The sequence below is a fragment of the Acinetobacter sp. COS3 genome (genome assembly GCF_000475335.1).
In the GTDB taxonomy this organism is placed as follows: Bacteria; Pseudomonadota; Gammaproteobacteria; order Pseudomonadales; family Moraxellaceae; genus Acinetobacter; species Acinetobacter venetianus.
On the sequence record NZ_AXCD01000019.1, the window covers coordinates 14,081 to 29,441 of the forward strand.

Sequence of the window (15,361 nt, forward strand, 5' to 3'; positions counted from 1 at the left end):
TCGGCGAATTTAACAAAAAAATCACACAGAAAGTCAATACTAATTACGTTTATTAACATTATTGTTTTTTTGATAGAATTTTTTTTAATAATTCTGATGCAATTTTTGTTTAAAAGTGACAATTTTTGTAGTAGAATAATCTGTATACCTTTGCAAGGTTTAGATAAGTTTTTGATTTTATTCAAAAAATATATATTCAACATAACAAACATATCAAGTCAAAATTTATGAACTAGTGCTTGGTATTCGAAAAACTTGTGAGTCTTAAATGAGTAACCTTAAGGTTTTAATTACAAAACTATCCCAACCTACTCGTTCAGCTTTAGAAAAATCTGCAAATTATTGTATTAACCAATTGAATTATGAAATAGAAATAGAACATTTATTTGTAGAATTATTAAATCAAAAAGAACCCAATGATTTACTTATTTTATTAAAGAAAAATAATATATCTTACGAAGCATTAATTAATGATTTAAAAGAAACCATTCTATCCTTACCCAAAGGAAATACTAGAACCCCTATTTTTGCAAAATCTATCGTTAAATTATTTGAACAAGCATGGTTATTAGCCTCTGCGGAACAAACACCTATCATTCGCAGCGGCCACTTGCTTGTTGCATTACTAACTGCACCTGATTTGCAACAAATTGCCGCGAGAGCTTCAAGTTTATTTGAGCTATTCCCAATAGATACAATGAAACACAAGTTCCTTGATATTTGTGAACAAAGTAGCGAACAAACCCAAATAGAAAATAGCCCTTCAATAGATGGGCAACAGAATAAATCTCAAAATGCTCCGATCCCTGTTAAGACGCCAGCCCTAGATCAGTACACAATCAATTTGACCGAAAAAGCGCAAAAGGGATTGATTGATCCAGTGATTGGTCGTGAATTCGAAATTCGTTTAATGCTGGATATTTTGATGCGTCGTCGTCAGAACAATCCAATTTTGACAGGTGAACCGGGCGTAGGAAAAACGGCTGTTGTGGAAGGCTTAGCTTTAAAAATTGCTCAAGGTCTGGTTCCAGATGCACTCAAGAATGTACATATCCATGTTTTAGATATGGGATTATTACAAGCAGGCGCTAGCGTAAAGGGTGAATTTGAAAACCGATTAAAACAAGTGATTCAAGAAGTTCAAGCATCAACACATCCTATTATTTTATTTATTGACGAAGCGCACACATTAATCGGTGCTGGTGGTCAAGCGGGACAAAATGATGCTGCAAATCTACTTAAGCCTGCTTTAGCACGTGGTGAGTTAAGAACGATTGCCGCAACAACTTGGGCTGAATATAAACAATACTTCGAAAAAGATGCGGCACTTAGCCGTAGATTCCAAGTTGTCAAAGTTGAAGAACCCACAGAAGAAGTTGCTATTGATATGCTACGTGCCATGATCCCAGTCATGCAAAATCATTTCAATTTACATATTGATGATCAAGCAATAATTACTGCGGTTCAAGCCTCTCATCGTTACATTAGTGGTCGACAACTTCCAGACAAAGCAGTTAGCGTATTAGATACGGCAGCAGCACGTGTTGCATTAACCCAGAATGCTCAGCCAGTTCTTTTGGATCAACTTAAAGCACAGCAACACAACCTAAACCTTGAGCAACAGATTTTAATTCAAGAACATCAGCATTTCCCAATTCATCATGAACGATTAGAGTCACTTAAACAGCAACTTGCGACTTTAGATCAAGATATTCAGGCAACAGAGGAAAAATGGCAGCAAGAATTAAAACTTGTACAAGAAATTAATCAACTAAATACTCAATCTGAGGATGAATCAGCACATTCTAAAATTGAGGCTTTAAGGACAGAATTAGAGCAACTGCAAGGCCAAGCACCATTGGTATTTGAACGTGTAAATGCACGTATCATTAATGAAATTATTTCTGACTGGACTGGTATACCTGTTGGAAATATGGTCAATGATGAAATTAAGCAGATTTTAACCCTTGAAGATAAATTAGCAGAACGAGTTATGGGGCAAGACTATGCCCTGTCACAACTCGTACAGGGAGTCAAAACTTCTAAAGCAAAATTAGAAGATCCAAATAAACCACAAGGTGTTTTTTTGCTGGTTGGTCCAAGTGGTGTAGGTAAGACAGAAACTGCGCTCGCGCTTGCAAATGAACTGTATGGTGGTGAACAACATTTGATTACGATCAATATGTCTGAATATCAAGAAGCACATACTGTTTCATCTTTAAAAGGTGCGCCTCCAGGTTATGTCGGTTATGGACAAGGTGGTGTCTTAACTGAAGCTGTGCGCCGAAACCCATATAGCGTTGTTCTATTAGATGAAATAGAAAAAGCACATAGTGATGTTCAAGAACTTTTTTATCAGGTCTTTGATAAAGGTATGCTTGAAGATGGTGAAGGTCGTATTATTGATTTTAAAAATACCACGATCTTATTGACCTCAAATACTGGTTCAAGCGCGATTATGCAAGCCTGTTTAAACCAGCCTGTTGAAGATTGGCCAAATGCTGAGGATCTGATTGAGCATCTAAAACCAAGTTTATATAAACAATTTAAACCTGCTTTTATTGGACGTATGCGAGTTGTTCCATACTTTCCATTACATGATGACCTACTTGTTCGAATCATTAAACATAAACTTGGCAAAATTATTCAACGTATCGAAAACCAATATGCAACGGCAGTTGAATATTCTGATGACCTCGTCGAATTACTTTTAAGTCGTTGTACCGAAGTTGATAGCGGCGCACGTAATGTCGATAACATTTTGAATTCAAGTGTATTACCTTCTCTCGCAACTGAAATTTTAGTGGCATTAGCTGAACATAAACTCCCTAAACGTATCGTAATTGATGTCAAAGATGATGATATTAGCTATCAATTAGATCCAGCAGAGAAAGTCACTAAAAAACGTACTAGTAAGAAAACTAAAGCTGACGTTTAGAAATTTAAAGATTGAGTTAACATTGTTATGCACATGGATATATCATCTCTCCTCACCCCAATTTACGAGCAAGCGCCTTGTGGTGAGGATTTTTCTTTTTCCAATGAGTTTCATGCAATTAAAAAAGCAAAAACTCAAGATGACCTACTGTTAGATCAAGGTGATTGGGTCACTGAACCCAAACAAGCAGATTGGGATTTTGTCGCATCTACTTCAGTCGATTTACTTCAATCCAAAAGTAAAGATATTCGCTTACTTACTTGGCTCTCTGAAGCTTGGGCCAATCTTTATGGTTTTGAAGGGATCTCAAAAAGTCTTGAATTAAGTCATCAACTCCTTGATCAATATTGGTTAAGCATACATCCAGAAGTAGAAGATGATGACTTAGATCAACGCATAGGTTTATTACAAGGCTTAATTAATCAACTTCCTTTATTAATTAAGAAAGTCGCGCTAATCAATCAAGCTCCTTTCTATCATCTTTTAGATTATGACAACTTTCTCTATCATGAAAATATTCGTCGCAAACAGAGCGATGAATATGAGAGTTCGCAGAATTCAACAGAGTTAGAATTATTTGAACAAGCTGTATCGAATACCGATAAAAATTTTGTTATCAAAAATTACCAATATTTTAATGAAATACTCCAGCAATGGTCTGTTTTAAAACAAGTATTGGATGACTTATTAGGCTTAGACTCACCAAGTTTTGCTTCAATAGATTCAAATTTAGATAACATTCATATCAGTCTGAAAAAAATTTATAAAACAGAGAACTTTGTGCAAACCTCTCAGCAACACACAACTGTGACTGAAACAATAATGGCACCGACAACAACCGAAATATTGACGCAACAAAGCATTCCTCAAAACCAAATGTCTTTTCAGCCTCAAGTTCAATCCCACATTGAGAATCGTGAACAAGCAATGCGAGTGTTACAGGACATTGCAACTTACTTTGAGAAAAATGAACCTCATAGCCCTGTTAGCTATATGCTGCAAAAAACAATTAAATGGAGTCAGATGCCACTTCATGAATGGTTAACACATGTAATTAAGGACGAACATCCGCTACAAATGTTGCAGGACACATTAGGTGTTCAACCAAAGAATGAATATGAATAAAGATTGGTAAGTAAAGATGTTTAAAGCAGAAAAAGTATTGTGGGGTGAAGGATTATTTTTACGCCCTCAACATTTCCAGATCCAAGATACCTATCATGAGCAGCGTTTAAATCATACTGTTCGTGCGATGATCCCCCATGCTTATGGCGTACAGAAACTAAAATTTGATTCTATACAACTTTCTACACACGTACTTGCTTTAGAAGATGTAGAAATTATTTGGCAGGACGGTGAAATCTACCACGCCCCTGCGCAAGATCTGTTACCTGAACCACTTTTGCTAGATGATCTAAATCTCCAAGGTGAAATGATTGTTTATTTGGCTTTGCCAATGTTACAAGCAAATAAAAAGAATATTGCAGATGACACTCGAACCGTATCAAGCCGTTATCATAATTATTTAACGGAAACCCATGATTTATTTACAGACGCAAGTCCTGCAGAACTCAATTTATTACGCCGTAGAGCTGAATTCAAATTACTTGAACCACATATTCAACCCAGCCAAAATTTGGATGGTTTCTTATATTTAGCGATTGGCAAATTAAAACGTCAAAGTTCTGGCAGCTTTGAACTTGATCAAAAATTTATTCCACCCATTTTACATATTGCAGCTTCAGAGTCTCTAACTGGAAATCTAAAACGTACGCTGAATGTCATTAAGGCAAAAATTAAAACGATCCAAAGTAATAATCGTGAGAATGAACAAAAGCTGATTGAGTTCCGTTCTGGTGATATTGTCTCTTTCTGGTTAATTAATGCCTTAAATACCGCTTATGCAGGTTTAAATCATCTTCAACAATATCCATTGGTGCATCCTGAACGTTTATTCGCTGAATTGCTGAGACTTGCAGGTTCACTGCTGACATTTTCCACTGCTTATGATGTTGATCATTTACCACATTACCAACATCAACAGCTGCAAGATAGCTTTCAAAAACTGGATATTATTTTAAGAGACTTGTTAGACACTATTATTTCAAGTCGTTATTTCAATATTGCATTAAAAGAAACTCGACCATCTTATTGGGTCGGTAGTCTTGAGTCAGACAAAATTACCCGAGATACACGGTTATATATTGCTGTTTCAAGCAGCATGATGCAAACCCATGAACTCATTCAAATCGTTCCTTTGCGCTTCAAAGTTGGCAGTACTATTGACGTGGAGCAACGGGTTATTGCTGCACTTCCAGCTGTACCAATTCATCACTTAATGCAAGTTCCTACCGCAATTCCAGTGCGTTCTGGGGTGAGCTATTTTGAAATTGAGCCACATCATGAACTGTATCAACGAATGCTTGAATCAGAAACTATTTGTGTCTATGTCCCTGCGGGCTTTCAAGACATTAGCATTGAACTGATTGCTGTAATGAATACCTAAGAGAATAGCAATGACGCAACATCCTACAGGCATCCCGTCTTTATTTGATGATGGTAAAATTGGTTCAGGACTTCCAAGTTCTGATCACACGCAAAATAAAATTCAAGCAACGAATTTAATTGATTTATTGCATGATGGCTTTTACCTCGTCTTCTTGCTCCGAAACAAATATATTCCTTCAAATCCAAATGATTTTCGTGAAAAGATTTTGGATTTACTCAATCGCTTCGAACAACAAGCGAAACGATTACAATTTCCTGCTGATGATATTCACGATGCAAAATATGCCTTTTGTGCTTTAATCGATGAAACTATCGCGACACAACAAGATGCCGCTTACTTTAATCTGCAAAACACATGGTTAATTAGCCCATTACAGCTTAGTTTGTTTGGTTCTCAACTAGCAGGTTATCGTTTTTTCGAAATCCTCGAACAACTTCGTAGCCGTGGAAAAGAACGCTTAGCATCACTTGAAGTTTTTCACTACTGCTTACTTCTTGGTTTTCAAGGTAAGTATCGTTTGGAATCAGTGGAAAGTCTAAACCATCTAGTTGCTCGTGTCGGTGATGAAATTGATTATTTAAAAGGGAAAAAAGCCGCCTTTTCACCTTTTGCTGCGATCCCTGATCAAATTAAGAATATTATCCATCATGAGTTACCATTTTTGTGGATTTTGATCTTCTTATTAATATTCAGTGTACTGACATTTTCAGGACTGAGATTTATGTTGTCAAAACAAAATCAAAGTGCTTTATCGCCTTATCAGAATGTTATTTCAGCACCAGCTGAAGAAGCACATATCACCATCCATTTACCTTAGTTGATAGCGCATGATTCAGGAAAAACCAACCTCTTTACGCTTATTACAAACCAATAAGAAAAAAAGTCTATCCCCTATTGTTTATGTTTTGATTGGATTTATTTCAGGTGTAGCTTTTACTTTATTGATTGGCTTTGTTTTCTTTATGACGCAACAGAAAAGCAAAACAGAAGTAGATAATGTCCAAACGGAGCAAGAACATTCTGCATTACCAGTTGAAACGCAAAAAGAATCATCAAAAGAAATTGCTGTAACCTCAACTCATGATGATGCTATGGGAGCGGAAGAGGACAATAATCTCGTACAACCTGGCAGTAATGACTTAAATAAGTTCTTCCAGCATGCACCAGCAGTACCTACCGCTCCAACAGAACAAAGGAGCTCTCCATTTGCAAATGAACCAAATAAAAAAGTGGCACATCCACCTTTAGTTGTTAAATCAACTACGACAGCAAACAGAACAACCTCACCGCAAAATAACAATATTTCGAAATCTATCCAAACAAACGAACATAAATCACAAGTTACCGAACCAGAAGTTGAAGCACCTCAAGCAACAGTTCAAATTAAAGTGACGCAAAAACCTTTTACAGTGAACGAACTTCATTAAACAATGATTTGGTTTATTGCAATCTGCTTCATAAGTGTCGTCATTACACTAACACTATTAATGTCACACGAATTGCGTTTTAAAGTTAAGCAAAGTTTGCTGTCTTTGATTCCCGATAGTAAGAAGCGATTAGCAAATGCAATGCAGTTTGCTGAAAATATGCATCAAGCGGCATCTCCTTCACGAATCCAGTCGGATTGGCATTTACAACAATGGTGGATCTTAATTGCAGGTTTCTTTTTATTTTCTAGTATTCTGATCTTTGCATTTACACGGCCGATTGATTCTACTCGAATCGAAGCAGAATATTTGAAGGAAACTGATCCGCAAATATATGCGTTACTCGATGGAGAAATACTCAGTCCTCTACCAGAAGTAGATGAAACACTAGTTCAAGATGCAATTGTTGAAGCAACTCGATTAGAGCAAGCATATCAGGCTCAACATAATATGAGCATTGATGCATCTCAAATCGAGATTCCAATAACACACTCACATGGCAGTTTAGACTCGCCTCTTGTTGATCGTAAATGGGATAAAATTAATCCTCGTTATAAACAACGTCTACTTATGGTCTTTAAAATCATGAAGGAACAACATGGGTATGACCTTGTGTTACTGGAAGGTTATCGCAGCCCAAGTCGACAAAACATGCTAGCAGGCAATCCAAATACAACACGTGCTAAAGGTTATCAAAGCTATCACCAGTTTGGGCTTGCTGCCGATGTCGCATTTAGACGCAATGGAAAAATTGTGATTACGGAACGAGATCCTTGGGCAATGCGCGGCTATCAACTTTATGGGGAAGTTGCAGAATCTGTAGGATTGACTTGGGGTGGCCGTTGGAAGTCAATCAAAGACTATGGTCACACTGAATATAGAATGCCTGGTTTAAGAAAAACCAAAGAAATGGCAGAGCAACTTATTGCCGAAGGGCAGTTAACGGCAAGTCAATCTTAGCTTGTGTTTTAAATAAAAAATTAAGGCTTGTACTTCATCAAGTATTTAAAATATATCTATCTAAACTTATTTATCTAAATAGATATATTACAAAGATAGTTAGCTATCAATCTTATCAAACTGACGATCAACCAGACTCAATCGACCACGTACAACATCTGACAACATACGCCAATCTGAAATAAAACTATATAAAGGTTGCTTGAAACTTGCTGGCTTATTATGTTCAAAGAAGAAATGCCCCACCCATGCACAAGCGTAACCAGATAATAAACCATAAGCCAAATATTTTGCCTTGCGTTGGCGGATAGCTTTACTCCAGAAATACAAACCGATCGAACTGCCTACCACATGCAAACGGCGGCTCGTAATATTTCGATGCTCAGTTAAATAAAAACGGTAAAACTCATTGTAGTTTTTAATAGGCAAAGAGAATTCCACTGGCTGAGGTAAATTTGCTGGTGCATTCATTTTATGATCATCCTAATCTTCTAAGGCTTAGCACACGTTAATGCATTTTTTGTTCAAAATAAAGTCATTGCATACCATCCTTTTCCAACTTAAAACAACTTTACAATGATTGTTAAGATCAACAGGTTATACTCATTTTTATATTTATCAGTCTCATTGATCAGGAGTCATTACATCATGGAAATAGAGTTAAAATTTCAACTTCCTGAATCTAAGAAAAAAAATGTCTTACAAACTTTAAATAAGCAAAAAGCACAGAAAATTCGTTTACAAGCTAAGTATTACGATACAGCAGACCGCCTACTTGCGAAAAATTACGTTGCGATTCGTCTACGTCAAGAAGGTGAACATTGGGTACAGACCTTTAAAGCTGCGAGCAAAAATCATTTACAGCGTATCGAAGAAGATATTTTCTTGGGTAAATGCGCAGAAGAACCTGAACTCGATCTGTCTCTTTATAAACATAACCAAACTGTTAAAAGTGTCCTACGTGATATTTTGGGTAATGATGCTCCAGAATTAATCTTGCAGTTTCAAACTGATGTACAAAGAAGCTTTCATGTATTTGACTTTGAGAACTCAAAAATAGAAGTCTGCTTAGATGACGGAGGAATCCGTACACCTACCGATCAAGCAAAAATCTGTGAGGTAGAATTTGAGCTGAAACAAGGTTCTGCTCAAGATTTAATTCTTTTCTCTAAAACTTGGGTAGAAAAATATCAGTTATGGCTCGATGTAAGAAGCAAAGCAGAACGCGGTAATTTATTGGCTATTGGCAAAAAAGTTTCTCCTGCCACCAAAGCTAAATCGTTAAATTTAGAATCAAATGCCAGTGCCGAACAAGCAATAAAACAGATTGTTGAAAATGCCTTGAACCATATTTTGCCTAATGCAGCTTCGATTGCAGATGGTGTAGCCGAAGCCACTCATGTTCATCAAGCGCGTGTTGGATTACGCCGTTTGCGTTCAGCTTTGAAACATTTTTCCAATTGGTCAACACAAATTGATCCAACATGGGAAAGCCAATTAGCAGAAATTTTTCAAGCTCTGGGACAATCTCGTGATTTTGATGCAATCAAAGACTCAGTCATTCCTTTGGTTCAACAGGTATCTCATTTTGAATTTTCACTTATCGCCAATCAGACAAAGGATATTGCCCAACAGTTTAGCCATCCCAAAACAACGCAGTTATTTTTATCACTATTGAACTTTGTATATAGTGAAAATGAACATAAAGCCAAACTATCAAAACAGGCGGCAAAAAGCTTATCTCAATTGTACGCCAAAATTCTAAAAGACTCGGCTCAGTTTCTGGATCTTCCTGTTGAGCAGCAACACCGTACTCGCAAACGTGTTAAACAATTGCGTTACTGCATCGACTTTATTGCAGGTCTTTATCCTGAGAAAAAAGTCCAACCATTTTTAGATAAACTACAGCCTATTCAGGAGTACTTAGGTTTTTATAATGATCTCTATGTTGCTGAAAAAATCTTTGAGCAACAGGCAGTAGGACAACCAAAATTTCTATTTGCATTAGGTTGGGTCAAAGCGCAACAACCGCATGTTGCAAAGAAAGCGGATAAAAAGCTGAAAACTCTATCTATTCAAGACGCTTTTTGGTAATAAAGTTTCATTCTCTAAGTTTATTTCATATCGGAGTCATGCCGACTTTTCATTCAATTTCAGAAGATACCTTCGGAGACCTATCTTGCGAAACGTTGTTTCTCATTTTGGGAAAAGTAGGCAAAACCTAGGTTGCGGTTATAGCAACGTAAGATCTACAAAACCTGAGGTACAAATAGCAAAGATTAATAATCTTTACCGTACCACAAGGTGAAAGCTTGCTTGAGCATGAACTACGCACTTCGTTTGTCTTGCGCTGTGCCAAAGCTTTAATCGCTTTGGCTTGCTCAGGTTGTAGATGACGCTCCCGACACTCATATTTTCGAGTAAAATACTCAATTAAATCATTTACCGATACTTTCCAAAAATTTTCCAAATCCCATTATCTGCAATCGGATCACTATAACTATCATTACGTTGCTTACGTGGCTTATCCCGTGCATCTACTAATTTAAAATGTGGCTCAACACTCAGAATCACGCCATTCATATAAAAACGTGTTCGTGTATATTCACTTTGTCCATGCTGAAACACATAAGTTCTTAAATCAATAAATTCACGATGGGCGACTAAAGCTGCCGTGTCATCACTTCCCAACCATTCCTGCATCGCAAAGATTTGATCCGTGTCAAACTGCCCGCATTTCTCCACCAAAGCAGCCACACCACGAAAGGTCTTTGACTCTTTAGCTCTCGTTTTATTAATACGAATTCGATCTACATGAAAGAAAAATAAAGGCAAATTCAAATGGCTTGGTAGATGAATCGCTTCCACAGCTTCATCTTCCATAAATGGCTGACACAACTGCTGTGCTCTTTCGATCAAAGGCTGCCATTGACGATAATATTCTTCAACTTCTTCTTTCAATCCATAATAAATTGGCAAACCTTCGACATGCTGCAAGTATTGTGGTGGATAAATATGTTGACGAAGTAAGGCAATATCTGTTTTTAGACTTTGAATGGCGATCGCATCTTGCATCATCTTGATCCGAATTGCTTAGGCTATTTTAGATTAAGGCAAAGGTTTAGTTTCGACAAGGCTTTGTCTATAATAATGTGTCTTATTTGTTGTTTGGAATTACCATGTCTCAAAAAATTAATGCCACTGATGTAACGGAAGAAGAAGCTTTAAATGCGGTGTTTTTTGAGCGTGCGGATGAGTTTATCAAACAAGCTAATGATTTCTGTCGCCCACCGAAAGGTCAACAAGCAAAGCCAGAAGAATTACGTGGTCAAGTGAGCGCGGCTATGTTATTTGCCACTGCCCGTTTTAATACGTGGGTTGCTGCCAATAACTTTAAAGATGGCGAAGAAATGCGTGAAGCGAAAGAACAAGTGATGTCTTATTTACTCCAACAATTCCAAATGATGTTAGAAGATAATTTTGATGAATATTGCGAACAATTTGAAAACTATCTTCGCTTCCGTAAAAACGAAGACTTCCACGCACATAAGCATGATCACTAATTCGAATATTCGGGAATGACTATTTCATTCCTCAATAAGAAAAAGGCATTGAATATTTCAATGCCTTTTCATTTAAAATGCAGTATTAATCAAATAACATGTGTATGCAATAAAACTAAATAGCCAGATACTACCTTTAACGCGTCCAATCCGCCCTTGCCCTTTAAAGCTCAACGTGAAAAGTAACAAGCTCAATGTCAGTGTGCCCATTACAACCATATCGCGCTGTAAAACTTCTGGCGGCACTATCGTAGGATGAATTACGCCAGCAAGCCCAACCACAGCAAGTGTATTAAACATATTTGAGCCGATCACATTGCCAATCGCAATATCAAGCTCTCCTTTTCGGGCCGCAGCAATAGAAGATGCCAACTCAGGTAAGGATGTACCAACAGCAACAACGGTTAAGCCAATAATCAGCTCGCTCACACCAAAAGCTTGAGCGATTTCCACGGCTCCCCAAACCAATAGTCGTGAACTAATCACTAAGACAATCAGACCAAAAATCAACTGAAATATTGATGTTTTTAAAGGGACTTCTTTCTCTTGTAATTGGTGATCAAACTCATGACTTAATACATCACTTTGGTTTCTCATTCCTTGCCAAATCGTCCAGCCCATATATAGAACAAGCATCAACAGCATAATAATGGCATCATTTCGACTAAGCACACCATCAAAGATCTGGAAAATACAAATACCTGTCACAAGCAATAACAGAGGAAGTTCTTTACGCACGACAGCGGAATGCACCATGATCGGTTGAATTAGAACAGTAACACCAAGTATTAATGCAATATTTGCGATATTGGAGCCATAAGCATTGCCTAATGCCAGTCCTGGATTGCCATCTATCGCAGCCATCACAGAAACAACAATTTCAGGTGCAGACGTCCCGAAACCAACAATCACCATACCAACCAATAATGGTGGCATACCAAAATGACTTGCCGTTGCTGAAGCGCCATCAATAAACTTGTCTGCGCTCCAAACTAATAATACCAATCCGAGAATGACCGCGATCACAGCCCAAAGCATGATTTGTTCCTCTATTTATAATGATCAACATCATAACAATTGATTGTACGCATAATAAAATGCAAGCAGAAAGAAATGATCTATCTACTTGCATCTAAGTAAGGTTGCGGGCTAAAGCTAACCCACTATATTCAATAAATTATTGAGAGTTTTGAGCCTGTCCATATTGATCAGCCATCACCTCAACGAAATGATCTAACTTGATGTATTTTTTAATCACCGCATCTACATCTGCTTTGGTTAATTTAGCAAGTGCTTGATCTCGAGTAGCACGATCAAGTAGCGTTTTATTACGCTCTAATTGACCAGTGAGCATCCCATGAATATTTCGTTCATCTTCCAAAGAAGTCACACGTTTTTTCATGATGTCTGCTTTTGCAGCTTCGACTTCTTGTTCAGTCACACCTTTACTCAAAAGCTCATTCAACACTTTATGTACAGATTGAGAAACTTGATCAGAACGACCAGAAGTATAGTTTGCCGTAATACTTAGCGTACCATCATTCACATCTGGATCTAAGTCTAAGCCGCTACCAAAACCGTAAACTAATGCATTCTTCTCACGTAACTCTTGCGCTAAACGAGAAGACAATTGCGAATTACCTAGAATATGGCTGAGTACGATCAATGCTGGTGCATCTTGATGATATGAACCTACAGGAAGTGCCAAAATACTTTGATAACTACCAAACTCACGCTGTTCAGAAAGTGCATGAACTTTCTGTGCTTTATAGACGGTATATTGCCCAGTTACCTTTTCATAAGGTTGTTTTGATTTCCAAGAACCAAAAGCTTTCTGCAACGTTTTTTGCATTTTCTTCGCATCAAAATCACCTGTTACAGCAATCTGAGCATGATCAGTAACAAAGAACTGATCATAGAATTGTTTTACTTGAGCTTGAGTCGAATTACTGATTTCTTTTTTCGCAAGTTCAGGTTCAAAGTGATAACGTAAATCACCCGGCTGATAAATCTCTAGAATTTTAGAGAGTGTCATTGAAGCCACTACCGCAGGTTCAGTATATGGTCGATCTAAAACAGACAAGCTCTGATTTTTTGCTAGGTCAAATTCAGTTTGCGAGAATTTTGGTTGTTTAATGACATCAATAATGAAGTTTAAGAAATCCTCAAATTTATCTTTCTTCGCTTGAACAACAATCGTAAAACCATTGCCGTTTGAACTGACTGATGCACCACCACTTGCAGCAATGGCTTTATCAGTAATTTCCTGCAAGGTATGCTTCTCAGAACCACGCAGCATTAAATAGCTGGTTAAATCTAAAGTAACGCCTTTGCCAAACAATGATTTTTCGTTACCGAAATCTAAGCTAATCGTCGCATAGGTTTTATCATCACGAGTCGATGTTGGGAACAAAGCATAACGAATCCCATTTTTTAACTCACCGCGTTTGATCTTCTGCTCATTCTTTTGCAATTCTTGTGCAGACTGGGCTACAAACTGAGCAACCTCTTGTTTATAAACGCTTGGATCTTTCATTGGTTCAGGCTTTTCAGCAGTTTGATCCAAAGTTTTTGGTTTATCCTCTGCTTTTAAAGTCATCGCTTTCTTTTGATCTTCAGGCGTAGGTAATATGTCGCCTGAAATACGATGTGATGACACTAAAAACTGTTTTAGTGTTTTATTCGCATCATCAAGTTTTAAATCTTGAACTGCTTGTAAATCTTTAAAATATTGATCCCATTGACCATGAGATGAAACAGCATAATCACTTAAACGAGAACCTAAAGCCACCGCATCATTCATAATAGTATCAGCAGAGTTTTGGGTAATATTTTTAATACGCTGCAATTCAGCTTCAGTAAATGGTTGGCTATTTTCAACACCGACTTTTAATGATTCATCGACTTTTTTAGCATCATGATTTGGTGCGTAAATTGCCCCCATAAACACAACATTAAAATCTTGATCTAACCATGTTGTCGATTGCACAGCGGTGCTTATACCCGTTTCAACCATACTCTTATACAACACTCCACTTGGTTGCATTGTATATAGTGCAGGTGCGAGTGCTAAAGTTGGTTGTAATGTTGTATTTTTTCCATTCATGTAAATATGGAATTTGGCTAAGTCACTGCCCTTTTGAACGGTAAACTGACGTTGTTCAATTTTACTTGAATCTAAGACTGGCACTTGCACTGGTGCAGGTACAGGACGAGCAGCAATTGGACTGAAGTATTGGTCGATTTTGCTTAAAACTTCAGCCTTATCAAATTTTCCTGAAATCACCATCACTGCATTATTTGGTGCATACCATGTTCTATAAAACTGATTCAGCTCATTCATTTTTATAGATTTTAACTCTGGTAAATCACCAATCGGCAAACGACCTAAATATTGATTGCCATAAGCGGCTTTCCACATCTGATCTAATAAAACAGCAAAAGGTTGATCCATACGGATTTCACGTTCACGTTTTACGATTTCAATTTCAGAAGGAACGAACTTTTCTTGCAACACCAATTTATCCATACGCTCAGACTCAAGGTATAGAATTTCATTCAATGCATTTTTTTCAGGGCGAACAATATTTAAGTACTTAGTCGAATAATAATCCGTACTGGCATTGGTCATTAATGTGTATTGATCTAAACGGCGCTGGAACTCTTCACCTTTAACATTTTGTGTGCCTTTAAATGCCAAATGTTCAAGTAAATGAGCCAGACCACCTTTACCTTTTGGATCATTTAATGAGCCTGTTAAATAAACGGTATTTACATAAACTTTATTTTCTTTATCGTTTGGCGCAAGAATAACTCTAAAACCATTATCTAATTTATATTCCTCAATATTCTTTTCACTTTTTACGAGCACCGTCTGAGACCAAGACGCTGCACTCAACCCGATTAAACAAAGAGAGAAAGTAAGCTGCTTAAACCGCATTAACATAGATTATCCAATTATTTT

General features: G+C 37.2%; 12 protein-coding genes. 8 read left to right on the forward strand and 4 right to left on the reverse strand.

Translation table 11 applies throughout. The features are described from left to right. Positions 1 to 268: 268 nt before the first annotated feature. From tssH to IO68_RS25540, 6 genes are read left to right on the forward strand one after another with little or no spacing between them, the layout of a single operon-like run. Positions 269 to 2,938 carry a type VI secretion system ATPase TssH gene (tssH, locus tag IO68_RS25515; RefSeq protein WP_023013383.1) on the forward strand — a complete coding sequence of 890 codons (2,670 nt, stop codon included), beginning with the start codon at positions 269 to 271 and terminating at the stop codon, positions 2,936 to 2,938. A 27-nt stretch (positions 2,939 to 2,965) separates the two neighbouring features. Further along, positions 2,966 to 4,063: a type VI secretion system protein TssA gene (tssA, locus tag IO68_RS25520; RefSeq protein WP_031234798.1), complete on the forward strand. Its 1,098-nt coding sequence runs from the start codon at positions 2,966 to 2,968 to the stop codon at positions 4,061 to 4,063. 16 nt (positions 4,064 to 4,079) lie between these two features. Beyond that, a complete protein-coding gene (gene tssK / locus IO68_RS25525; RefSeq protein WP_007481653.1) occupies positions 4,080 to 5,444 on the forward strand; it encodes a type VI secretion system baseplate subunit TssK in 1,365 nt (454 codons plus the stop codon). 10 nt (positions 5,445 to 5,454) lie between these two features. Then, positions 5,455 to 6,264, forward strand: coding sequence for a type IVB secretion system protein IcmH/DotU (gene icmH / locus IO68_RS25530; protein ID WP_019383961.1), 810 nt, complete (start codon positions 5,455 to 5,457; stop codon positions 6,262 to 6,264). 10 nt (positions 6,265 to 6,274) lie between these two features. Next, the gene (locus IO68_RS25535) at positions 6,275 to 6,874 is read left to right on the forward strand and encodes a hypothetical protein (RefSeq protein ID WP_023013385.1); all 600 of its coding nucleotides are present in this window, start codon (positions 6,275 to 6,277) and stop codon (positions 6,872 to 6,874) included. Positions 6,875 to 6,877: 3 nt separating this feature from the next. Next, positions 6,878 to 7,834, forward strand: coding sequence for a M15 family metallopeptidase (locus IO68_RS25540; protein WP_081401465.1), 957 nt, complete (start codon positions 6,878 to 6,880; stop codon positions 7,832 to 7,834). A gap of 99 nt (positions 7,835 to 7,933) precedes the next feature. On the opposite strand, the gene IO68_RS25545 is transcribed toward IO68_RS25540, so the two are convergent. After that, positions 7,934 to 8,305 (reverse strand): DUF962 domain-containing protein, encoded by a 372-nt coding sequence (locus IO68_RS25545; protein ID WP_004878406.1) that lies wholly within the window; start codon positions 8,303 to 8,305, stop codon positions 7,934 to 7,936. Positions 8,306 to 8,482: 177 nt separating this feature from the next. On the opposite strand from IO68_RS25545, the gene IO68_RS25550 reads away from it, so the two are divergent. Beyond that, positions 8,483 to 9,928: a CYTH and CHAD domain-containing protein gene (locus tag IO68_RS25550; RefSeq protein ID WP_023013387.1), complete on the forward strand. Its 1,446-nt coding sequence runs from the start codon at positions 8,483 to 8,485 to the stop codon at positions 9,926 to 9,928. Between the two features lie 348 nt (positions 9,929 to 10,276). Here IO68_RS25550 and IO68_RS25555 read toward each other — a convergent pair whose 3' ends face one another. Then, positions 10,277 to 10,909, reverse strand: a complete 633-nt coding sequence (locus IO68_RS25555) for a hypothetical protein (protein WP_023013388.1) — start codon at positions 10,907 to 10,909, stop codon at positions 10,277 to 10,279. 104 nt (positions 10,910 to 11,013) lie between these two features. On the opposite strand from IO68_RS25555, the gene IO68_RS25560 reads away from it, so the two are divergent. Further along, a complete protein-coding gene (locus IO68_RS25560) occupies positions 11,014 to 11,397 on the forward strand; it encodes a DUF3144 domain-containing protein (protein ID WP_004878403.1) in 384 nt (127 codons plus the stop codon). Between the two features lie 72 nt (positions 11,398 to 11,469). Here IO68_RS25560 and IO68_RS25565 read toward each other — a convergent pair whose 3' ends face one another. After that, positions 11,470 to 12,435, reverse strand: coding sequence for a calcium/sodium antiporter (locus IO68_RS25565; protein ID WP_023013389.1), 966 nt, complete (start codon positions 12,433 to 12,435; stop codon positions 11,470 to 11,472). Between the two features lie 139 nt (positions 12,436 to 12,574). Continuing rightward, a complete protein-coding gene (locus IO68_RS25570; protein ID WP_023013390.1) occupies positions 12,575 to 15,343 on the reverse strand; it encodes a M16 family metallopeptidase in 2,769 nt (922 codons plus the stop codon). Between the last annotated feature and the right edge of the window lie 18 nt (positions 15,344 to 15,361).